This is a genomic window from Nostoc sp. LPT, assembly GCF_017115165.1.
Classification (GTDB): Bacteria; Cyanobacteriota; Cyanobacteriia; order Cyanobacteriales; family Nostocaceae; genus Nostoc.
The window spans coordinates 49561-69312 of the sequence record NZ_JABXKF010000130.1 but is presented as its reverse complement, the minus strand read 5'-3'; the positions used below and the strand labels follow the sequence as shown (position 1 = coordinate 69312).

The following is a 19752-nucleotide window of genomic DNA, read 5'->3' as shown; positions in this document are numbered from 1 at the left end:
CAAGCGTAGATAAAGCCTTCCCGCAGACTAAGGAAAAATTGAGGGTTTTGAAACTCACGTTCGCCCTTGGCGTTCTGGCAGGGTAGGTGGGTAAAGTCTCGTGTAGTCAAGCCAGCGCGGTCTTCTCCAAAAAGGAGAGGCTAGCGGCAATGGGGTTTTCCCATAAGCAATTGGCGTGTGGTTTCTAACCGCCTACTCAAAATTGTATGTAAACAAAGTTTTATAAGGTGAGGAATGAACTGTGAAACAGCTTCACGGTAATAGTTTTATTTTAGGTACTGCCGCTTTTGTATTTTTGACAGCTCAACCAGTTTGGGCACAAATTACTCAAGTTACTGGTGTCCAGTTAAATCCTGTTAATGGTGGAATTAGCGTTGCTTTGAAAACTTCTTCTGGGTCGCGCCCCCAAGTTTTCACTACAAAAAGAGGCAAGGCTTTAGTCGCCGATGTTATCAACACTCAATTACGATTACCACAAGGTAATAGTTTTCGTCAAGATAACCCAGCACCAGGAATTGCGTCTGTTGAGGTTAATCAGCTTGATGCCAATAGCGTTCGGGTAACGGTAACTGGGAGCAACAATGCACCTGGCAGTCAACCTGTAGTGCGATCGCCAAATGGAATTACACTCAGCTTTAGCCCTTCGGCAGGCACTACAGCATCAGCCCCAACATCCACAGCACCACCTGTTACTACTCCAGTCCAACCGGGTCAAAATCCAGGTGTTCTCGTTCCTAACCCGGAAGTCACCATTGACGGACAACCTGCACAAGCAGCTGGGCCAGGTCAACCTGTGAGTCAGGCTCCACCGTTCTTACCTCGAGCCGTCGCCCCACCTGTGGGAGATATTGCTATTTTCGCTACCGATGCTTCTCCTAGCACAGTTGACTTGGGAACTCAGGAACGTGTACCCCGCCTAGTACTGCGAGATGCCCCGGTGCGCGAGGTTTTGTCATTGCTTGCCCGTGCTGCTGGCTTGAATCTGGCTTATGTGGGAGGTGAGCAAGCTGGTGGAGGTCAGCCAGGTGCCGGTGCCAATGCACCAGCAGTTTCTCAAACTATTTCTTTAGATATAGAAAATGAGCCAGTGCAAGATGTGTTTAACTACGTTTTGCGCCTGAGTGGTTTAGAAGCTAACCGTAGTGGTCGTACAGTTTTTGTCGGGGCTAAACTACCTAATGCAACTCGTGACATGGTTATGCGTAGTATGCGACTCAATCAGGTAACGGTGGGAACCGCCTTGAACTTTTTGGTTGGCTTAGGAGCAGAAAGTGCCGTCAGCCGCGAACGACAAGTTACCAGTGTTAGTGCCGTAGCCGTGGGTAATACGGCTGCTCCCATCACCCAAACTCAGACAACCACGGAAACCAGACTAGAAACCCAACGCGCTAATTTTCAAGACTCTAGTCCATTACTAAGAGGTTTACAGGCATTAGGAGACGAGCGCACCAATTCCCTAACCTTAATTGGCCCTCCTAGACTGATTGAGATTGCGATGGCTCAACTAACTCAGCTTGATATCCGCCGTCGTCAAGTGGTAGTCAACGTTAAGATTATTGATGTCAACCTCTCAAACATTCAGGACTACAACACTAGCTTTTCTTTTGGGGTTGGTAACAACTACTTTAGCAATGATGGTGGCGTCGCATCTCTGAATTTTGGCGGTGCCAGACCAGCTACTAGTGATGAAGCAAGAAATAGCTTGACTAGTACACTGATAATCAATAATGTCACTAGCACTATTACATCACCATATCGGTTTACCAAAAGTCTTCTCGCTAGTTTGAGGGCTCAGGTTACAAATGGCAATGCCAAGATTTTGACCGACCCAACCTTAATTGTGCAAGAAGGTCAGCAGGCTCTGGTGAATCTGACTCAAGAAGTAGTGGGAAATATAACCCTCGAAACAACGGATACTTCTGGTGGTTCTAGGACAGAAAGAACAATTGAGAAACAAAAAGTTGGCTTAACCTTGAGTTTAAAAATTGAGCGAATTGACGATAATGGGTTCGTTTCTCTATCGGTTGCTCCTACTGTCAGCGCTCCTTCCGCCCCAGCAGATACAGGAAATGGACAAATTATTTTAGTGTCTGAGCGCTCCCTTACTTCTGGCTTAATTCGCTTACGAGATGGTCAGACACTAGTCCTGAGTGGTATAATTCAAGACCAAGACCGGACAGCTGTCACCAAAATTCCTATCTTAGGCGATCTTCCACTGATTGGTTCGTTATTTAGAAGTACAAACCGACAGAACCAGCGTCAAGAGGTAATTGTGTTGCTCACACCTCAGATTATGGATGACTCAGAGAACTCCTCCTACGGCTATAACTACGCCCCTAGCCCAGAAGTGCGGCAAATCCTTGAGCGTCGTGGGTTGAAGGTTCCTGGTAGGTAATAAAGATAATAAGTAGGTGAGTTATCTCTGCCAAAGGCTCAGATCCCCGACTTTAAGAAGTCGGGGATCTTCTTGTTCACAAGTAGGATTAAGTTTAAATGTCATTCTAGAATAAAAATACCCAATCACAATAGAAGTAACAGTAGTGGGTAAATACTAATGAGTTCAGAACAAGAGTTATTAACAAAGTGGCATTCTCTTCCACAAGACAAACAAGAGGAAGTTTTAGATTTTGTTGAATTTATTGGTTTGAAAAACTCTGCAAATAAAATCCCATTGGGAGAACGTTTGCAGCAAATTCGCACTAGGATTGTTGCTTCTGGTAAACATTTATTAGATGAAGATGAAATCGAAAAAGAACTCGCCAGTCGCAGAGGTGGGCTACAGGGTAGAGAAGAATGAAAATAACTTATATTGATTCTGGGGTATTACTCAGCGCAACAGATGGTGTTGGTAGAATTGCTGAGAAAGCCATTGAAATATTAGGATATTCCCAACGGGAATTTATTTGCTTGTAGTGAGTTTGTCAATTGGAGGTAAGTCCCAAAGCGGTTTTTAAACTGTAATACGAACACGACGATTTATCGCGTCTTTGTGATTTATAATTTTTATTAAAAAACTTTAACTCAAGGTTTGTAGCCAGTCAGCTAACAAAAACGGGAAATACTTTTATGACAGCACTAACATTAAACCTCAATTCTGTAATTAAACTGACAAGAGAGCAGTTTTATCAATTGTGTGAAGAAAACCCCGATTTAAAATTAGAACGCAATGCCCAAGGACAGTTGATTATAATGCCACCTACGGGAGGAGAAACAGGAAAAAGTAATTCTACTATTAACGCTCAAATATGGTTCTGGAACGACCAAAATCAATTGGGCGAAGTTTTTGATTCATCAACTGGATTTACTTTACCTTCAGGGGCTGACCGTTCTCCAGATGTTTCTTGGGTAGAAAAATCTCGTTGGGATGCTTTGATTAAAGAACAAAAAGAAAAGTTTATTCCCCTATGTCCTGATTTTGTGATCGAGATACTTTCGCCTAATGACAGCTTGAAAAAAACTCAGAATAAGATGCAAGAGTATATCGAAAATGGTTGTCGTCTAGGTTGGTTGATCAACCGAAAAAAACAGGAAGTAGAAATTTATCGTCCAGGACAAGATGTAGAAGTTTTAAAATTTCCTCAAAATATTTCCGGGGAAAATATCTTACCTGGTTTTGTACTCAATATACAACGAATTTGGTAAAAGCTTCGGTGTGTGAATTTCAGTTCTCATATACTATAAAAAGATTTGAAAAAATATGATTTTTCAGCTTGTAAACCAAGATTCAATAGATAATGTTCTTACTTTTTGAATACGTTAGACCTCTTGCAATAGTCCCTAACACCCCACCCCCAACCCTTCCCCTTACCAAGCTACGGTGTACACACAAGTCGAATTACCCCTTAATATATTGACATTACCTAAAATAGCTAGACTACAGTGATTTGTATCGATTAGGTACATTATTCAAAAGGATTATCTTCATTAAACTCTGCTTGACCACGGCTAGCAATTACTAGCTTCAGACACTTCTTTAAGTCATCGCCTTCCCAAGTAACTATAGTTTTCAGATGTTCTAGAAGTGAGCTTCCTGTGGAATTAACAGTAGTATGTTGTGTTGGTTGCACTTGAGTTTCCTTTGTTTTCAAAAAACGTAAGAAATTAAGTGTTTCAGTCAAAAGTGCATCTGGTGCTGATTCAATTTATTTGATAAGTTGTTCTTTTATTTTCATATTCACGCCTTTTGAACTGACATTTTTTAGTAGTATAAAACAGCAAATGGGGTTGTGGCTATGTTCGTAGACCTCCAGCTTGAAAAACCTGTTCCGCTGTTAAATTCAATTTCATACCGCTTCTTTGCCTTGGCTTGATTCACCATTCAACCTTAACTGTAATATTAATGGGTACAGTACTGGAAAAGGTTTGTTGCAAAGAACTGAACTATGGTGGCAATAACAACATCCGCAGAAAATAGGGTTTTACTTCAAAATATCAGCTGGCAAACTTTTAAAACCATGCTGGCTGAAATGGGTTCAGATCGTAACTCCCGACTGGCTTATGACAATGGAACCGTAGAAATTATGACCCCACAAATGCCGCACGAGAACTCAAACCGTGTAATTGAAGGTTTTGTTGTTGTCTTGTGTGAAGAGTTGGGTTGGGAAATTAGACGCGCTGGTTCATTAACTTTAACGCGGGATGATTTGCAGCGGGGAGCCGAGCCAGATAGTAGCTACTACATGCAAAATGAAGCATTAGTTCGAGATAAAGAAAATATTGACCTCGCCACCGACCCGCCCTCTGACTTGGTGCTGGAAGTGGAATATTCCAGGTCTGCAATAGACAAGCTAAGACTTTATGCTGCAATGGGAGTCCCTGAATTTTGGCGTTATAACGGCAGTGTGTTGCGAGTTTACACGCTTGCAAGTGGGCAATACTCAGAAGTCGAAACCAGTCTTACTTTTGCGCCTGTGTCAGTGAAGGAGATTCCTCAATTTATCCAAGAAGCGAAGAAGAATGGGGAAATTGCTACTACTCGTGCTTTTCGGGCTTGGGTGCAACAAAAAACTTCTACTAAGGATTGACTCACTCCAGCATTTTTTTTATAAGGGACTTGCAAAAAATAAATAATCCTAAAGTACATGGAGACAGTTAGAGGCGTAACGGATGCACCAGAAAAAGTTGTTGCAGCGATCGCCCCACAAATGTTAAGAAAGATGTGACTAATGGATAGCCTTGTAGGGGAGAGGCTTTAATTTTTCCCCTTTCCCTACTAAAGAAGCTTGCTATGGGGTTAAATTTCGCCTGGGATTTTCCAGAAGACATGAAAAGTGAGCAAAATCCCTGACTTTTTAGAGAAATCGGGAATCTGAGCCTTCAATTTCCATAAAAATTGCTTAATCTCAGCAATAACTCTTCAACATTGGTAATGAATGCCAACAAACATTGACCATTTCCCACCTCTCCACTCCCCTGTTTTCTTGGCGATTGCGGGATTTATTAGGTATTTTTTCCTACTTTTGGGGTAGTTTTTAGTGAAATAAGTACCCTAAAATTACAAAAAATCCTGAAATCTATATAAATTAATGGTTTCATCTATCCACATCAGGCTACAACGCCTTAGAATGATTCATTGAAAAGTCGAGCCGATGGGATGTACAGCCGTTTTGAGAAAAAATACTCCCAAAGGATGATTTTTGTATTTCCGCGAACAAATATTTCAGTATGAATGTATTAATGTGCATCCGTACTGAAATCTCAAGTAAACCTTCAGGAGTTTGACATGAACAAAGGTGAATTAGTTGATGCCGTAGCTGAAAAGGCTAGTGTTACCAAGAAACAAGCGGATGCAGTCTTAACTGCGGCTTTGGAAACGATTATTGAAGCGGTTTCCTCTGGTGATAAGGTAACGTTGGTGGGATTTGGCTCATTTGAATCACGGGAACGTAAAGCCCGTGAAGGTCGTAACCCGAAAACAAATGAAAAGATGGAAATTCCAGCGACGAGGGTTCCTGCCTTCTCGGCAGGAAAACTGTTTAGAGAAAAGGTAGCACCCCCAAAAGCATAGGTTCTGTCTTCGGGAACCCTTTTTTAATGCGGCAACCTGCTCACGGGGGAAATTTAGCCTGGGCAGCAGTACTGGCTGGCTGTCCCCCTGATGCTATTCTGGATTTTTCTGCTAGCATCAGCCCGTTGGGGCCTCCAAATAGCGCGATCGCTGCTATTAAGTCCCAAATTGGTAATCTTAAGCACTATCCAGACCCAAACTACAGTGAACTGAGATTAGCTCTCAGTCACTTCCATCAACTGCCGTTTGAGTGTATTCTGCCGGGTAACGGCTCCGCAGAATTACTCACTTTAATCGGTAGGGAATTAGCTCAATTAGCCGCAACAATTTTAATCACTCCAGCCTTTGGCGACTACTACCGAACCTTGGCAGCGTACAACGCTAAAGTGCTGGAGTGTCCTTTGTCATTGGTCATTGGTCATTGGTCATTGGTCATTGACAAAGGACATAGACGCCCCAACGGCTTCCCGCAGGGTAAGACAAAGGACAAAGGACTATTGCTGAATAATCCCCACAACCCAACCGGAAAGTTATTTTCGCGGGAGTCTATTTTGCCCTACCTGGAGCAATTTGCTTTGGTTGTGGTGGATGAAGCATTTATGGATTTTGTGTCGCCCAATGAGGAACAAAGCCTGATTCCGGTGGTGCAAGAATATCCAAATTTAGTAGTATTGCGATCGCTGACCAAATTTTACAGTCTCCCAGGACTGCGATTAGGATATGCGATCGCACATCCTGACTGCCTAGCTAAATGGCAGCTATGGCGCGATCCTTGGCCCGTAAACACGCTAGCTGTAGCGGCGGCAATTGCGGCACTCCAAGATACGGAGTTTCAGCAGCAAACTTGGGCATGGCTACCACCTGCACGAAACCAACTGTTTCAGGGTTTAAATGAAATCCCAGGATTGCAACCCCAAGCAAGTGCTGCTAACTTTTTACTGGTTGAGTCCCAAGAATCGACTTCCCAGTTACAGCAACAATTACTTAAGTATCACCAGATTTTAATTCGCGATTGCCTTAGTTTTAAAGAACTAGGCGATCGCTTTTTCCGGGTTGCTGTACGTGAAGAGTCCGATAACCAACGCTTACTAACAGCGCTAAACTCAGTGCTGAGTGGGCAGTGGGGAGTAGAGGGTGGGGAGTAAGGGAGATGAGGGAGATGAGGGAGATGAGGGAGATGAAAAAGCAAGGGAGCAGGGAGCAGGGAGCTAGGGAGAATTTTCCCCCTGCCTCCCGCACCCCGCCCCTCTGCCTCTTCTCCATGCCCAATGACAAATGACAAATGACAAATGACAATTGACTACGATGTTGTAATTATTGGCGGCAGTCTTGCTGGATACTATGCTGCTCTTGCTGCAACCCAACTACGTGCTACAGTTGCCTTGGTACAACCCAAAGTAGACTATGGGTTTACTGATCACCATGCTCTTAGCGAAATTGGTAAACTAGCGCAGAAGTTTAAGGATGCAGCTGGTTTTGGTATTCATGCCACACACACTGATACCTCAGAAGAATGCCACATATCTATAGCGTGGCAAGAAGCGATGCTGTATGCTCAATGCGTCGCCTCAAATCTCCAAGAACAGCATTCCCCTGCCATCCTAGCCGCGCAGGGAGTCGATGCGATCGTTGGCAGTGGTCAATTTCAATCTTCACCCCAATTGGCTTTTGCCGTTAACAATCGCCTACTACGCGCCCGTACTTATTTGCTGGCCAGTGGTTCGCTTCCAGAAATTCCTGAGATTGAAGGATTGCAAGCCACTGGCTATCTAACCCTTTCTAATATTTGGCAATCCTTACAGGGAGGGACATTACCCAAAAATTGGGTAATTATCGGTGGAATTCCCCAAAGCATTGAAATCGCTCAAACTTTAGCAAGGTTTGGTTGCAGTGTGACGCTGGTAGTCAAGCATCCTTATGTTCTTCCATATCTAGACCCTGAGATAGCTATATTGCTTCAGGCGCAGTTGGAGGTCGAAGGTGTACGCGTCCTCACCAAAAAACCAGTAACTCAGGTGAGGCTAATTGAGAATAAAAAGTGGATTCAAGCAGGAGATAAGGCCATTGAAACCGATGAAATTTTAGTGGCGACTGGACAACAGCCGAATCTTGAATCTTTAAATCTGGCAGCAGTAGGTGTGAAATGGCATCGGCGTAGCTTAGTTGTGAATGATAAGCTGCAAACCACTAACCACCGTATTTATGCTTGTGGTGATGTAATTGGTGGTTACGACTTTGCCAATATCGCTAATTATGAAGCAAAAATTGCGCTAAACAATGCACTCTTTTTCCCCAGGTTACGAGTAGATTATCGCTCTATTCCTTGGGCAATGTTTTCTGTGCCGATGGTGGCGCAAGTGGGTTTGACAGAGGCACAGGCAAAACGCCTATTTAGCCAAGATGAAATTTTAGTTTTACGACAATATTTTAAAACAGTGGCAGCAGCCCAACTTCGGAACGAAACCACTGGTATGTGTAAATTAATTGTGCTATACAACGGCGAAATTTTGGGAGCTTCGATATTGGGGGCAGAAGCTGGCGAATTAATTAATTTAATTGCCTTAGCAATATCACAAAAAATTAAAGTCAAACATCTAGCAAATTTATCTCCTGCCTATCCCAGTTTTTCAGAAATTCTGGAACGAACTGCAAGAGAGTGGAGTAAGCAAAAGTTAAATACCAACATTCCTTTGCAAGAGTTTTTAGAAGGCTTTTTCCATTTCTGCCGCAATTGGAATTAGCACTGAAGCATGGAGTTGTCATTATCATAACTTCAGGAAAGTATTGATATCATTACCGACTTCCACAAGGGTACTGACTTTGCAGTTTTCACTACCTTTGCCAATATTGTTGGTTTATCGCGAATTACAAATGATGAAATAGCTACTTGTGCTGGTGCTTTCTTTACTTCACCTTTGAAAGCTAAAGGCACAAGCCTAAATTGCTTTTGAGTATTAGGGTGTATGCCCGGAGACTTTTAACCAGATGTTAGAGGTAGTGCGATCGCCAAGCCTTGCAAAACAAAAAATAGGACGGCCAAGTAAACTCAGCTTGGAAGACCAATTGTTGATGGGAAACTATTAAGCACGGTTTTGAAGACCAGCGAGTTTCGTGAGGAACTCGCTGAGTTTACTAGAGGTCAAAAGTATTGCACGATATTGTGTTAGGCTATCTCGGCAAAAACTAGACAACCTCTTTTTTTGGCGAAGGTATTGCATTTTTATTAAGACCTTTTTTCACTACCAGCTAATTCCTTAGGTTCGTAGTGACGGCAACCATTACATGGACCTTCGGGATTGATAGCACAGCGGATGTAGCCAGATCGGGCATTAAATTTGCAGCTAATATCGCCAATTAAATAACCTACCCCTTCTAAATAATAGCGATCGCCTTCCACAGGTCTAAGGTTTTGCCGTCCCTGTACCACTGGAAAATTTATGGCTGCTTGCCTCATCCGCAAGCGCGATCGCTGGGTTCTACGCATCATCCACAGAGAAAACAGGGACGGTAAAAAACCAATGGCAATCACTAAAAGTGTCTTTAACACCTTCTTTTTACCTCTTCTGGGCGCTGATTGATTGTCCCTGATGTTACACTCTGGTTTTACGGAAGTGCAAATATTAGGGCAGCTTTTCTTTGTCAGCAACTATGGTTGCAAAGAAATAATGGCAGTGTGGTATCTAGTAATTTTGAGGAAGAAGTTCCTTCTGCCACTTCAATTAGCATAACTGTTACAACCTCAGGGGTGATCTGCCGTTGAATGTTGATAATTTTAAGATTTGTTGACTAATACCTTTTTGAAGAAGCGTTTTGTGTCAGCTTCAGCCGCATTCTTGTTTTTTCTTTGTCGCTGCGATGCTAATCTTTTTTTGGTTTGCTGACGAAGTTGCTGTGCTAGCAGTGCAGCTTCCCTTTCGGCTCGGAATAAATCAACTTTTCGCGTTGTCAAAATAAATGATTCGTCAGACTTTCGTTTCACCCAAGGGATGCTAACTGCGAAATACTGACAAATATTTTTGCATAGCTCCTTTATCAAGAGTGGGTAACGTTTTTGAGTATTTATTGTGTTAGCGATCGCTTTCAACTCTAATATCGCTGCTTCTAACTCTCCCGCGATCTGATTGATGCGTTCGACTTGTGTTATAAAACGCTCCCGTTCACTGATGATTTTTTTTTCTTGGGGTTGCAGTGGCACTATAGCAGTAGTTACAAATGTAGGCTGGAACAGCAAAATGGGCTTTTTGTCTGTGTCTGGAATTTTTTTCATACTACCTCAAGCAAGGCTAGCTGACTTTTAAAGCATTTTAGCAGCTAGTTAGTATTTTTGTACTATATAATGATCATGCCTAAGAGAATAAACGTAACCAAAAAAGTCATGGTGCCGGTAACAGCTTTGGGTGAACCAATTAATAAATGTTTAATCCGTTCTCTTCTGGGTGATGAGTCTTGGAAAGATGAATGGAAAGGAGGTACGTCACTGCCTTGTGTGCCGAGAAACTGGGCTGGTTGTGATTTGGCGAACTTTTTTGATTGTGCCATGATAATATTTGACTCCGATTTTGGGGTTAAAAGAAGGCGGTTGCAGACTCTTGCGCGAGGGCGATCGCCTTTCTTATGCTTTTATATTAAAGTAAATTTTTATACTTATAAAATATTTTTCTAAATATTATTACATAGGTTAAGCATGAGTAATCAGGGCGATCGCAGGGAATCTTCATCAGTGAAGCGAGATAAAGGCGCACCGAGCTTCGCAAAAATTAAATAGGAGTTCGATATTGCAATCAAGCGAGAAGCGCGATATTGAATTCGGGCGGTCGTTTATTAAATTCGGGCAGTCGTTTATTGAATTCGGGCGGTCGTTTATTGAATTCGGGCGGTCGTTTATTGAATTCGGGCGGTCGTTTATTGAATTCGGGCGGTCGTTTATTGAATTCGGGCAGTCGTTTATTGAATTCGGGCAGTCGTTTATTGAATTCGGAAACTTTCACTAAATTTACGTAAATAATTTAGTATTTTTGTATAAAATACTTTAATAAATACTGAACAACACGGGTGTTAATCACCCCAATTTTATTTATTCTAATGGTGTAAAAACAAGGATATAAGTCAGTTTTTATCCTAGTGCATGATTAAAAAAAGGAAGGTTATTTATGTCACGCCCAAAACGTGGGTCTAAAGTACTTGATAGAGCCCAGCGTCGGATTGCGGGTTTGAAATCGATTAGTCCCACCTTAGATTTAGGTAATGGAGTCACTATTGACAATCGCTTGAGTTTTAGAGAAATATTGCTTAGACGCATAGCGGTTTGTCTTTAGACATCGCTGGGCGTTAAACCAGAGGTTTAGGTCTTTGGCTGATTGGTATGAGAAAAACCCCGATTGATTTGTACCGTATGGGAAATGCGATTTCTTCGAGAATAGATAATATTTGATCGCAAGATATTGAAACTTACAAAGAAGATGGTGATATTTGGGTTGTTGCAGGCTCAGGCGGAATTTCGACGTTTGCAGTTCAGGGGGTTGGAAAAAATTGGTGGAAGCTGGATAGAGGAACTGATATTCCTAACGAACTTCGATTGGTGAATGATTACGGTAATCACTGGCTGTGGGAACCAAGCTACACTATGAGAATAGAAGATTATAAAACTGCATTGCGATTAGTTGGTGAGGCATTTTACAAAGTCAATTAAGGGAGTTGTTAAACGTGAATTTTTCTCCTAAAGCATTTCGATTTATTGTTGAAGCACTAGAATACAGAATTGAAGCTTATCAAAAGCAATTAGAGAGAGAAATTTTGAATGATGATGAGGTTTCAGACATCAGCAATGATATGATGTTTTTGGAATCTTTGTTAGAAGATTTAAAGAAGCAACTCTCAACAATTGCACCATCCATTTTTTAAGTTAACCTAATAGATAAAAGAGCAATCAATCACTTGGCATTGAAATTGTCATGAAAGAAGTATTTTAATATGCTAGTCCAGTCAACACCCGCAGAACAAAGAACAGTACTACATAACATTAGCTGGGAAACCTTTGAAGCCTTGCTAAAAGACACAGGTGAGGATAGAGACTCTCGGTTTGCTTATGATGGCGGTACTTTAGAAATCATGACACCACTTTTTGAACACGAAAATCCCAAAATTCAATTTGACCGCTTGATATTTGCTTTGACTGAAGAAATAGGAAGAGAAATTAAAAGTGCTGGTTCTACAACATTGAAACGCAAATTAGCAAGAAAAGGGATAGAGCCAGATAACTGCTACTATATACAAAATGAACCAAGAGTTAGAGGGAAGAAAAGTCTTAATTTAGAAACAGATCCATCACCTGATTTAGCAATTGAGATTGATATTACTAATAGTTCAATTAATAAATTTAATATTTACGCAGCGTTAGCTATAAATGAACTTTGGCGATATGATGGGCAAAATTTGAAATTTTATCAGTTGCAAGCAGGGCAATATGTTGAGTGTAAATCTAGCATCGCTTTTCCTCTGATTTCAGTGAATGAGATGAGTAAATTTCTTCAGCAAAGTCAAAGCATGGGTGAGGTTGCTTTGTTGAAATCTTTTCGTATTTGGGTTAGAGAAAAATTAGCATAGTTAACTACGATATGTCATGGCGATCGCACCATTAGTAAAACTCAAGCAGAAGCGTTGGCGGACTATTTTAATGTAGATATCAGTTTATTTACCTAGCTTATGTTTCATAACAACGCTCTTAAAACCAGCATTTGGTATTGAGCCAGAAATTTAATATTTTGGTGTGAAGTTAAAGGTGCGTAGACGCGTAGCGGCTTGTCCTTAGATATCGCTTATCTACTCGATACAACAGCTACAAAATCTTTTGCCAGTTAGCTTCTAGAGCTTGAGTAAGCTATGAACCTGGATTAAAAATCCTATGTCCTAACCATCCCAAACCCAAGCCTAGACTAGAAGTGCTAGCTAAAATTAGAAAAGTATGAAATTTGCTAAAAGATTCTAGTAATTTATCTCCAGCCCAAGCCCCAGCCACAGCCCCAGCCACAGCCCCAGCCACAGCCACAGCCCCAGCCATAGCCCCAGCCCCAGCCCCAGCCACAGCCACAGCCACAGCCACAGCCCAAGCCCCAGCCACAGCCCCAGCCACAGCCCCAGCCACAGCCCCAGCCACAGCCACAGCCACAGCCCCAGCCATAGCCCCAGCCAAAATTATGTACGGAGCGTTAGACGCTGCTAACAGGTAGCCTATTAATAGGTAGCTTAATAATACACCAACTAACCAGCCCCAGGGAATAACTCTAGGTGATTTAGTAGGTGGTTTATCATCTAAAATTGGCTCTAAGTTTGGCTTGGCTTTGGAACGAACAACTTCTTTTCTATGAACTGACTCAACGGGTGGTGGAGGCGTTGCTTTTGGTGCTTCTAGCATTGCCAACCATGCCTGCATCAATTGAGGGCGGTCTTTTGCTTCCAGCGCCATACCTTTGAGAATTGCCTGATTTAATCTGTTGCTAATGCTTGGATTAATTTGTTTAGGTGATTTCAGGGAAACATTATCGAGCTTGCGAGCTAGAGAAGTTGTAGGGCGTTGACCTGTCACTGCATAATAAAGTGTAGCAGCCAAACAATAAACATCCACTGTTGGCTCTCGACTGCCTCTGCTCATCTGTTCATAAGGCGCAAACCCTTCATTACCCGCAATACCCTTTGAACTCAAAGTTTTAGGTAAAAGTTCTTTGGCGATTCCAAAGTCAATTAAAACGGCTTTGCCATTTCTTCGCACCATGATGTTTCCAGGATGGGCATCTCTGTGTACTAGTCCTGCCTGATGCACTACGCTCAAAGCTTCGCCAATTTGGCGGATGCAAGGTAAAATCTCCGCTTCTGGTAAAGCCCCCCTACGGCTCACCGCCTTAAACAAATTTTCTCCCTCAACAAAGTCCATCACTAAACAGGGGGTAGCACCTTCCCGAAAAAAATAAATCACTCTCACAATATGAGGATGAGGGTCTTCTGATAAGCGTGCGAGTGTCCGCCCTTCTTGGATAAATCTCTCTATGTACTTTTGATATTCTGGATCGTAACTAAAATCTTTATTAGGTGTCTTAATTACAACTGTCTGGTTTAGTTCCAAATGCAATGCCTTATAAGTAATCCCAAATCCCCCGTGTCCCAGGACTTCCTCAATTACATATTTGCCATCTTGTAATTGTTGTCCTGGTGTCCAGTGCATAAATACCTCTAATAATTCGTAATTCGTAATTCGTAATTCGTAATTAAGGCACGCTCAACAATATATAAGACATCTCTTTAAATAATTGGGCATGAATCAAAATCATTACTTTAATATCAACACCCTGATAAAAGTTTACCTAAATCTACGGTATTTTGCTAGATGACGGACTGGGCGACAGTGATGGTGGACTGGGAGACGGAGAGGGTTTGAAAATAGAAATCCAACCAACTATGCCTGAAAGTAAGGTTCCAATTGCTGCAATTAAAGTTGCAATGGCAGTTACAGCAACCCAATTAATTTTTGGTACAGATGGGGGTACAGGTGTTTCCTTCTTACCAATGTTCCCAGTTAAGCCCAAAGAATCAAGCCATTCTCGCATTGATTGAGGACGCTGTTTAGGATCTAGCTGCATACCTTTTAAAATTGCGCGGTTTGTGTCTTCGCTAATCTGAGGATTCCATTCTTTTGGAGACACTAAATGCTCGCCGTCCACTTTCCGCTTTACTGCATCGACAGGTGTTTTCCCCGTCAGAAGTTTATAGAGTGTAGCTGCCAGTGAATAAATATCGCTATACGCACGAGTTATAGTACCTTTAGCATAAAGTTCAGGGGGCGTAAATCCATCAGACGTTTCCTTGGTTCGGCTTGTGGTTAAGATATGGTCAAAGTCCAGAGCTAAACCAAAATCGATTAGCACAGCTTCTAGCTGTCCCTCTGGCTTCCGCAACAAAATATTTCCTGGATGCACATCCCGATGAATCAGTTCATTTTCATGTACAACTATCAGTGCTTCTCCAATTTGCTGAATGTAACGTAGTGCATCTGGTTCTGAAAGAGTTGGTGGGCGGAGGTCAGCCAAACTCACTTCATTTACATACTCCATTACCAAACATAAACAGTCTGCTTCCTCAAAGGAGTCTACGACCTCCACAATATACTTATGCTTACACTTTTGAAGCTTTAAAGCTTCCCGCAAAAACATTGTCTTTAGCCGTTCGCGTTCCAATTTATTAAGGGAATTTAGCAAGTCATCATTTAAGGTTTTAATGACAAAGCGATCGCCATTCTGATTTTTGACCAAATAGGTGATGCCAAAGCGTCCTCTTCCTAACTCTCTTTCAATAATATATTTTCCACCTTGCAATTGATCACCTGCTGCCCAAGCCATCTTTGCAACTCCTAAAATACTTATATTAATTTTCACATAAGAAAGCCTGAAGAACCGGAGCCTAACTTTACAGAAACAGCCTTATGTCTTAGGATAAGACTCTTTGCGTCTATACTTGCTAAACTAATTTCAAATCTCGAATAGAAGTAGCGAAAAACTACCACGAAATTATGGCTCAAATCTTAGTTGAAGATTTAGACCCCATTATTCTAGAAAAGTTAGAAACTCTTGCCAAACAACACGGTAGGTCTTTGCAAGAGGAACTAAAGCAGATCCTACAACAAGCGGCTGAAAAAGTGACACACTATCACACTGGCGCCAACATAGAAAAAGCCAGAGAAGCTGTAGCACGCGCTCAAGTTAGATATACAGGAAAAATTTTCAGTGATAGTACTGAACTTATCCGCGAGGACAGAGAACGGTGAGTCAGTATGTTTTAGATGCTAGCATTGCTATCAAGTGGTTCATCCCTGAAGTTTACTCTGATGCAGCTAGGCGTTTAGTAACAAATAATCATACTTTCTTAGTTCCAGATTTTTTCTTCCCAGAAGTGGGAAATGTCTTGTGGAAACGAGTACGTAGCGGTGAAGACACTGCTGAAAATGCAAGACAAACATTAACAGATTTAAATGCAGTTCCTGTAGAGGTGTACTTATCTCAGCCATTGATGCCACTTGCTTTAGATATTGCCATTCAGAGCGATCGCGCAGTGTATGACAGTTTATACTTAGCCTTTGCTATTACTCAACAATGTCAGATGGTAACAGCAGACGAAAAATTTTACAACGCACTGAAAACCAGTAGCTACGCAAGTAATCTTTTATGGGTAGAGAATATTTAGAGAACATTGATGTAGCCTACCGCAGGCATCTCCCCTTACACTGTTAAACTAAAAAACAACCCTTACATTCTGCAAAGGTAGCCTTATGACCTCTGCAACCGATCCATCCATCGCCCTCACCCCGTTCCCAGACCATACGCAGCTTCCTGAGTCTGACGGTACTTTCGTGAAAAACTTTCAGGAACATCCTCAAAGCATTCTCCTAACCGACTCGATTAAACCGATATTGCAAAAACGTCATCCTGATGGGCAATACTGTATTGGTCAAGATAGCGGTATCTACTGGCGGATAACTGACCCCCCAGAAAAAGGCGCAGAAGCACCAGACTGGTTCTATGTAGGGAATGTACCACCTACTCTGGATGGACAAACGCGCAGGTCTTATGTACTATGGCGAGAGTTTATTGCCCCATTGATTGCATTGGAATTTGTTTCTGGAGATGGTAGTCAGGAGCGAGACAAAACTCCTTGGAAGGGAAAATTTTGGATTTATGAGCAGGTGATTCGTCCTCCCTTCTACGGCATTTATGAAGTGAATAAAGCCAGCGTGGAAGTTTATGAATTAATTGGTGGACAATATCAGTTATTAACAGCAAATGAACGGGGACATTATCCCATACATCCTTTAGGAGTTGAGTTAGGGATTTGGCAAGGAGAATATCACAACATGGAATTACCTTGGCTACGCTGGTGGGATTTGCAAGGTAATTTGTTGTTGACTGGTGAAGAAAGAGCCGATCGCTTGACTGCTCAATTGCGATCGCTCGGCATTGAGCCAGAAGCATAATATTGATCAAAAATCAACTACTTATTTACATCCATTCCGTTATGGATGGAAGAAACAAGTCAAATCCTCTTCCCTTCTGCCTCCTGCCTTGTTTCTTAGAAGAGGGATTATTTGTGATTAATTACTTTCTTTATGAAATTAAGAATATACGAAATAGCTGATACCGAAGAAATTATGAAATTGTTCTACGACACTATTCATGAAGTGAATATTCATGATTACACACAAGAACAAGTAGATGCTTGGGCACCAGCAAATATGGATATTGAAGTTTGGATTAAAAGTTTAAGAAGTAAGTTTACTTATGTAGCAGAAGAAGACAAAATTATTGGTTTTGGAGAATTAGAGGCTAATGGTCATATCGATCGTTTCTATTGTCATAAAGATTTTCAAAGGAAAGGTGTTGGTAAGAAAATCTTAGAACAGATTGAATTAAAAGCAAACTCTTTAGGGTTGGAAAAGTTATTTACCGAAGCCAGTATCACAGCTAAACCTTTTTTTGAAAGTCAGGGATTTATTGTTATCAAAAAGCAACAAGTAGAGCGTAGAGGGCAAAAGCTGATAAATTTTGTCATGGAAAAACACTTCAAAAATTACTAAATTCAAAGGTTGTTCTAGCTTATGGTTTGTAAGCGAGAGTCAACATCACAGATGCGGGAATTTCTACACCATTTTCTGTGACATACTTTGAGGCTCCCTCGATAATTGCGTTTTCAATATTACGCCGTTGCTCATCGCTTTGCATTGCCAATATCGACCCCAAACGCACCGAACTTACAATAATCTTTGGCATCACATCTTCAGGTGTAGAGAAAGTCCACTTGATGGGCAGTTCGGTGACAGATACCTGAGTGAATCCCTCGGCGCTCAAAACCATTTCGCATTCAGTGGGGTCGCTAAAGCGAAACAGGGGTGGCCCAGAAGGTAAGTTCACATCCATGCTGCCATAAGTCTGCACCGAACCCAGTATCAGAGCCATAAATGGATTGCGTGCTGGCGGTGTCCAGCAGGTGAAAGCGTAGCGCCCTCCCGGTTTGAGTACGCGAAAGGATTCAGCGATCGCTTTTTCTGGATTTGGGAAATGGAGGATACCCAAGCTACAAACCACCGCCTCAAACTCGCCCGACTCGAAAGTTAAGTTTTCAGCGTCCCCTTGATAGAATGACCCTTGAGGACATCGCACTCTGGCAATGGCCACCATATTCTCTGCAAAGTCTAATCCTGTGACTATAGCCTGCCGCTTTTGTGCTGCGGCACTAAGCCACCCAGTGCCGCAAGCCACGTCTAGCAATCGAGTACCAGACTTAGCTGCCACAGCATCCAATATGGCTTCATCTACCTGAGAAGTCACAACAGCGATCGCGCGATCGTATTCTTGAGCTACAAGAGAAAATTTGTCCCGCTCAAATTGCTTGAATGCTTCGTAAGTAATGGTGGAATCATCTGTCATTTATTCACATCCAGCAACCGCGAAGTTTCTAACCGACTCATCCACTTTGCGAAATAAACTCGATTCGCTTTTTCCTGGGATGGATCTTTAGTATCTATTGGATGAGGCGCTAGTCCTAAAATCGCTGCTGTGGTCACGCAAAACATCGATTTTTGGAAAGTCATACAAATTTGCACTCGCAAATCATCTTCACCCCGAAGACTGCGACGATAAATTTCATGCAAGTACTCTGGAAGATAATGACGCATATCTTGCATCAACAAGGTAGGAGGAATACCTGCACCGCCTATGGGTAAAGGATCGGCGTATAATGCGCCATACTGAAATCGACTTTGATCTGGGGAGATTTGATAAGCTTGGGCGTTGTATGAAACTGTACCGTGGAAAGGTGTTCCTCTAAAGAAAACTGCTTCTACATAAGGTATTGCTGTGTCTGCTAAGAAAGTCAAACCAACGTCTTCAGGAATGATTTCATAGAGTTTTTCCCGAACTTTGACAGTGTAGGTAATTGGCTTGGATGCATTTTCCACTAACCCTGCTTTAATATGGTCTACAATTTGGGCAATTGATTTGATTTCGCCTTTGTCGTAGCGGTCTGATAAGCTGAGGAAAATATCAGCCATGACTCGCCAAAATTGACCTAAACCAGTGTAGTAAGCAGAAACGCGTAACTGTTCGGTCAAAAAGTCTGGAAACAGTTGGTTAATGCCTAAAATTAAAGGATTATTTTTAAATTTAGCTGTGATGACAGCTTTCGCTCTTTCTTGAAATTCTTTTGTATCTAAATATGTATCTAAACCGCCGCCACCGTGCCACATCATGCCTTTCATGCAATACTCAGCATATTCAAAATTAATGCGATCGTGCCACCAGTGACGAAGTAATTTCTGAAAAGATACTTCTCCATTAAAGTATTTAAAAAATGGGAAAAATACTAAAAACTGATGTTCGGCAATATAATTCAGATTTATTGAATAGGCATCTATAACTACACCATAGCTTTTGAGAATACCAACTACTTCCACCACATTTTCTGGACTATCGGAAAGTAATGCCTGTCCTGTTTGCAGGCGTTCAATAAACTCAGGCAAAGGTTCGTTTGTGAATTTCTTTCTAATAGTTACCATTGCGATTTCTCCATAAAGTATAGGGCATTGGGCATGGGGCATTAGGAGTGCTGAGTGCTGAGTGCTGAGTGCTGAGTGCTGAGTTAGGAGTTAGGAGTTAGGAGTTTTGTTTACCCCCTTGTCCCCTTGTCCCCTTGTCCCCCTATCTCCCTCA

The 19752-nt window shown here is 42.0% G+C and carries 22 protein-coding genes; 13 read left to right on the top strand and 9 right to left on the bottom strand.

What is annotated here, in order from left to right:
* Positions 1-241 precede the first annotated feature (241 nt).
* The 3 genes from HWQ58_RS24150 (at position 242) to HWQ58_RS24140 (ending at position 3642) form a co-directional block, all read left to right on the top strand.
* On the top strand, positions 242-2395 hold the full coding sequence (locus HWQ58_RS24150; protein ID WP_292868185.1) for an AMIN domain-containing protein: 2154 nt from the start codon (positions 242-244) through the stop codon (positions 2393-2395).
* 159 nt (positions 2396-2554) lie between these two features.
* A complete protein-coding gene (locus HWQ58_RS24145) occupies positions 2555-2797 on the top strand; it encodes a hypothetical protein (protein ID WP_292868182.1) in 243 nt (80 codons plus the stop codon).
* A gap of 269 nt (positions 2798-3066) precedes the next feature.
* Positions 3067-3642 (top strand): Uma2 family endonuclease, encoded by a 576-nt coding sequence (locus HWQ58_RS24140; protein WP_292868179.1) that lies wholly within the window; start codon positions 3067-3069, stop codon positions 3640-3642.
* 260 nt (positions 3643-3902) lie between these two features.
* Here the strand turns inward: HWQ58_RS24140 and HWQ58_RS24135 are convergent, their stop codons facing one another.
* Positions 3903-4067 (bottom strand): hypothetical protein, encoded by a 165-nt coding sequence (locus HWQ58_RS24135; RefSeq protein ID WP_366838529.1) that lies wholly within the window; start codon positions 4065-4067, stop codon positions 3903-3905.
* A gap of 315 nt (positions 4068-4382) precedes the next feature.
* Here HWQ58_RS24135 and HWQ58_RS24130 point away from each other — a divergent pair, with 315 nt between their 5' ends.
* On the top strand, positions 4383-5024 hold the full coding sequence (locus tag HWQ58_RS24130) for a Uma2 family endonuclease (RefSeq protein WP_292868176.1): 642 nt from the start codon (positions 4383-4385) through the stop codon (positions 5022-5024).
* A gap of 67 nt (positions 5025-5091) precedes the next feature.
* Here HWQ58_RS24130 and HWQ58_RS24125 read toward each other — a convergent pair whose 3' ends face one another.
* Positions 5092-5265: a hypothetical protein gene (locus HWQ58_RS24125; protein WP_292868173.1), complete on the bottom strand. Its 174-nt coding sequence runs from the start codon at positions 5263-5265 to the stop codon at positions 5092-5094.
* A 457-nt stretch (positions 5266-5722) separates the two neighbouring features.
* Here HWQ58_RS24125 and HWQ58_RS24120 point away from each other — a divergent pair, with 457 nt between their 5' ends.
* The 3 genes from HWQ58_RS24120 (at position 5723) to HWQ58_RS24110 (ending at position 8748) form a co-directional block, all read left to right on the top strand.
* A complete protein-coding gene (locus HWQ58_RS24120) occupies positions 5723-6007 on the top strand; it encodes an HU family DNA-binding protein (protein ID WP_010998076.1) in 285 nt (94 codons plus the stop codon).
* A 26-nt stretch (positions 6008-6033) separates the two neighbouring features.
* Positions 6034-7152 (top strand): threonine-phosphate decarboxylase CobD, encoded by a 1119-nt coding sequence (gene cobD, locus HWQ58_RS24115; RefSeq protein WP_292868170.1) that lies wholly within the window; start codon positions 6034-6036, stop codon positions 7150-7152.
* Positions 7153-7296: 144 nt separating this feature from the next.
* A complete protein-coding gene (locus HWQ58_RS24110) occupies positions 7297-8748 on the top strand; it encodes an NAD(P)/FAD-dependent oxidoreductase (protein WP_292868167.1) in 1452 nt (483 codons plus the stop codon).
* Positions 8749-9230: 482 nt separating this feature from the next.
* Here the strand turns inward: HWQ58_RS24110 and HWQ58_RS24105 are convergent, their stop codons facing one another.
* The 3 genes from HWQ58_RS24105 to HWQ58_RS24095 all read right to left on the bottom strand — a co-directional run bounded on the left by HWQ58_RS24105 (position 9231) and on the right by HWQ58_RS24095 (position 10546).
* On the bottom strand, positions 9231-9554 hold the full coding sequence (locus HWQ58_RS24105; protein ID WP_292868164.1) for a DUF6464 family protein: 324 nt from the start codon (positions 9552-9554) through the stop codon (positions 9231-9233).
* Between the two features lie 225 nt (positions 9555-9779).
* Positions 9780-10274 carry a hypothetical protein gene (locus HWQ58_RS24100; RefSeq protein ID WP_292868161.1) on the bottom strand — a complete coding sequence of 165 codons (495 nt, stop codon included), beginning with the start codon at positions 10272-10274 and terminating at the stop codon, positions 9780-9782.
* A gap of 62 nt (positions 10275-10336) precedes the next feature.
* On the bottom strand, positions 10337-10546 hold the full coding sequence (locus HWQ58_RS24095) for a hypothetical protein (RefSeq protein WP_292868158.1): 210 nt from the start codon (positions 10544-10546) through the stop codon (positions 10337-10339).
* A gap of 1164 nt (positions 10547-11710) precedes the next feature.
* Between HWQ58_RS24095 and HWQ58_RS24090 the strand changes: the two genes are divergently transcribed.
* Together HWQ58_RS24090 and HWQ58_RS24085 are read left to right on the top strand one after the other, a co-directional pair.
* Positions 11711-11908 carry a hypothetical protein gene (locus HWQ58_RS24090; protein ID WP_292868155.1) on the top strand — a complete coding sequence of 66 codons (198 nt, stop codon included), beginning with the start codon at positions 11711-11713 and terminating at the stop codon, positions 11906-11908.
* Positions 11909-11977: 69 nt separating this feature from the next.
* The gene (locus HWQ58_RS24085; RefSeq protein WP_292868152.1) at positions 11978-12610 is read left to right on the top strand and encodes a Uma2 family endonuclease; all 633 of its coding nucleotides are present in this window, start codon (positions 11978-11980) and stop codon (positions 12608-12610) included.
* A 274-nt stretch (positions 12611-12884) separates the two neighbouring features.
* Here HWQ58_RS24085 and HWQ58_RS24080 read toward each other — a convergent pair whose 3' ends face one another.
* Together HWQ58_RS24080 and HWQ58_RS24075 are read right to left on the bottom strand one after the other, a co-directional pair.
* Positions 12885-14222 carry a serine/threonine-protein kinase gene (locus HWQ58_RS24080; RefSeq protein WP_292868149.1) on the bottom strand — a complete coding sequence of 446 codons (1338 nt, stop codon included), beginning with the start codon at positions 14220-14222 and terminating at the stop codon, positions 12885-12887.
* Positions 14223-14367: 145 nt separating this feature from the next.
* Positions 14368-15393, bottom strand: coding sequence for a serine/threonine-protein kinase (locus HWQ58_RS24075; RefSeq protein ID WP_292868146.1), 1026 nt, complete (start codon positions 15391-15393; stop codon positions 14368-14370).
* Between the two features lie 170 nt (positions 15394-15563).
* Between HWQ58_RS24075 and HWQ58_RS24070 the strand changes: the two genes are divergently transcribed.
* From HWQ58_RS24070 to HWQ58_RS24055, 4 genes are all read left to right on the top strand, one after another.
* A complete protein-coding gene (locus tag HWQ58_RS24070; RefSeq protein WP_292868143.1) occupies positions 15564-15818 on the top strand; it encodes an Arc family DNA-binding protein in 255 nt (84 codons plus the stop codon).
* Positions 15815-16234 (top strand): type II toxin-antitoxin system VapC family toxin, encoded by a 420-nt coding sequence (locus tag HWQ58_RS24065; RefSeq protein ID WP_292868140.1) that lies wholly within the window; start codon positions 15815-15817, stop codon positions 16232-16234. The genes HWQ58_RS24070 and HWQ58_RS24065 overlap by 4 nt, the downstream gene beginning before the upstream one ends.
* An 85-nt stretch (positions 16235-16319) precedes the next feature.
* Complete coding sequence (locus HWQ58_RS24060) at positions 16320-17021, top strand: Uma2 family endonuclease (protein ID WP_292868137.1); 702 nt, start codon at positions 16320-16322, stop codon at positions 17019-17021.
* A 132-nt stretch (positions 17022-17153) separates the two neighbouring features.
* Positions 17154-17621, top strand: a complete 468-nt coding sequence (locus HWQ58_RS24055) for a GNAT family N-acetyltransferase (protein ID WP_292868134.1) — start codon at positions 17154-17156, stop codon at positions 17619-17621.
* A 19-nt stretch (positions 17622-17640) separates the two neighbouring features.
* Here HWQ58_RS24055 and HWQ58_RS24050 read toward each other — a convergent pair whose 3' ends face one another.
* Entirely contained in the window at positions 17641-18471 is an 831-nt protein-coding gene (locus HWQ58_RS24050) for a methyltransferase domain-containing protein (protein ID WP_292868131.1), read from the bottom strand.
* Positions 18468-19598 carry a CO2 hydration protein gene (locus HWQ58_RS24045; RefSeq protein ID WP_292868128.1) on the bottom strand — a complete coding sequence of 377 codons (1131 nt, stop codon included), beginning with the start codon at positions 19596-19598 and terminating at the stop codon, positions 18468-18470. Before HWQ58_RS24045 ends, HWQ58_RS24050 begins: the two co-directional genes overlap by 4 nt.
* Positions 19599-19752: the final 154 nt, after the last annotated feature.

Bases quoted from the DNA above. Each gene is read 5' to 3' on its own strand.
- HWQ58_RS24075 (WP_292868146.1), bottom strand. From the start codon at position 15,393: ATGGCTTGGGCAGCAGGTGATCAATTGCAAGGTGGAAAATATATTATT.
- HWQ58_RS24140 (WP_292868179.1), top strand. From the start codon at position 3,067: ATGACAGCACTAACATTAAACCTCAATTCTGTAATTAAACTGACAAGA.
- HWQ58_RS24125 (WP_292868173.1), bottom strand. From the start codon at position 5,265: ATGTCTTCTGGAAAATCCCAGGCGAAATTTAACCCCATAGCAAGCTTC.
- HWQ58_RS24080 (WP_292868149.1), bottom strand. From the start codon at position 14,222: ATGCACTGGACACCAGGACAACAATTACAAGATGGCAAATATGTAATT.
- HWQ58_RS24145 (WP_292868182.1), top strand. From the start codon at position 2,555: ATGAGTTCAGAACAAGAGTTATTAACAAAGTGGCATTCTCTTCCACAA.
- HWQ58_RS24070 (WP_292868143.1), top strand. From the start codon at position 15,564: ATGGCTCAAATCTTAGTTGAAGATTTAGACCCCATTATTCTAGAAAAG.
- HWQ58_RS24120 (WP_010998076.1), top strand. From the start codon at position 5,723: ATGAACAAAGGTGAATTAGTTGATGCCGTAGCTGAAAAGGCTAGTGTT.
- HWQ58_RS24110 (WP_292868167.1), top strand. From the start codon at position 7,297: ATGACAATTGACTACGATGTTGTAATTATTGGCGGCAGTCTTGCTGGA.
- cobD (WP_292868170.1), top strand. From the start codon at position 6,034: ATGCGGCAACCTGCTCACGGGGGAAATTTAGCCTGGGCAGCAGTACTG.
- HWQ58_RS24060 (WP_292868137.1), top strand. From the start codon at position 16,320: ATGACCTCTGCAACCGATCCATCCATCGCCCTCACCCCGTTCCCAGAC.
- HWQ58_RS24055 (WP_292868134.1), top strand. From the start codon at position 17,154: ATGAAATTAAGAATATACGAAATAGCTGATACCGAAGAAATTATGAAA.
- HWQ58_RS24085 (WP_292868152.1), top strand. From the start codon at position 11,978: ATGCTAGTCCAGTCAACACCCGCAGAACAAAGAACAGTACTACATAAC.
- HWQ58_RS24095 (WP_292868158.1), bottom strand. From the start codon at position 10,546: ATGGCACAATCAAAAAAGTTCGCCAAATCACAACCAGCCCAGTTTCTC.
- HWQ58_RS24045 (WP_292868128.1), bottom strand. From the start codon at position 19,598: ATGGTAACTATTAGAAAGAAATTCACAAACGAACCTTTGCCTGAGTTT.
- HWQ58_RS24050 (WP_292868131.1), bottom strand. From the start codon at position 18,471: ATGACAGATGATTCCACCATTACTTACGAAGCATTCAAGCAATTTGAG.
- HWQ58_RS24100 (WP_292868161.1), bottom strand. From the start codon at position 10,274: ATGAAAAAAATTCCAGACACAGACAAAAAGCCCATTTTGCTGTTCCAG.
- HWQ58_RS24130 (WP_292868176.1), top strand. From the start codon at position 4,383: ATGGTGGCAATAACAACATCCGCAGAAAATAGGGTTTTACTTCAAAAT.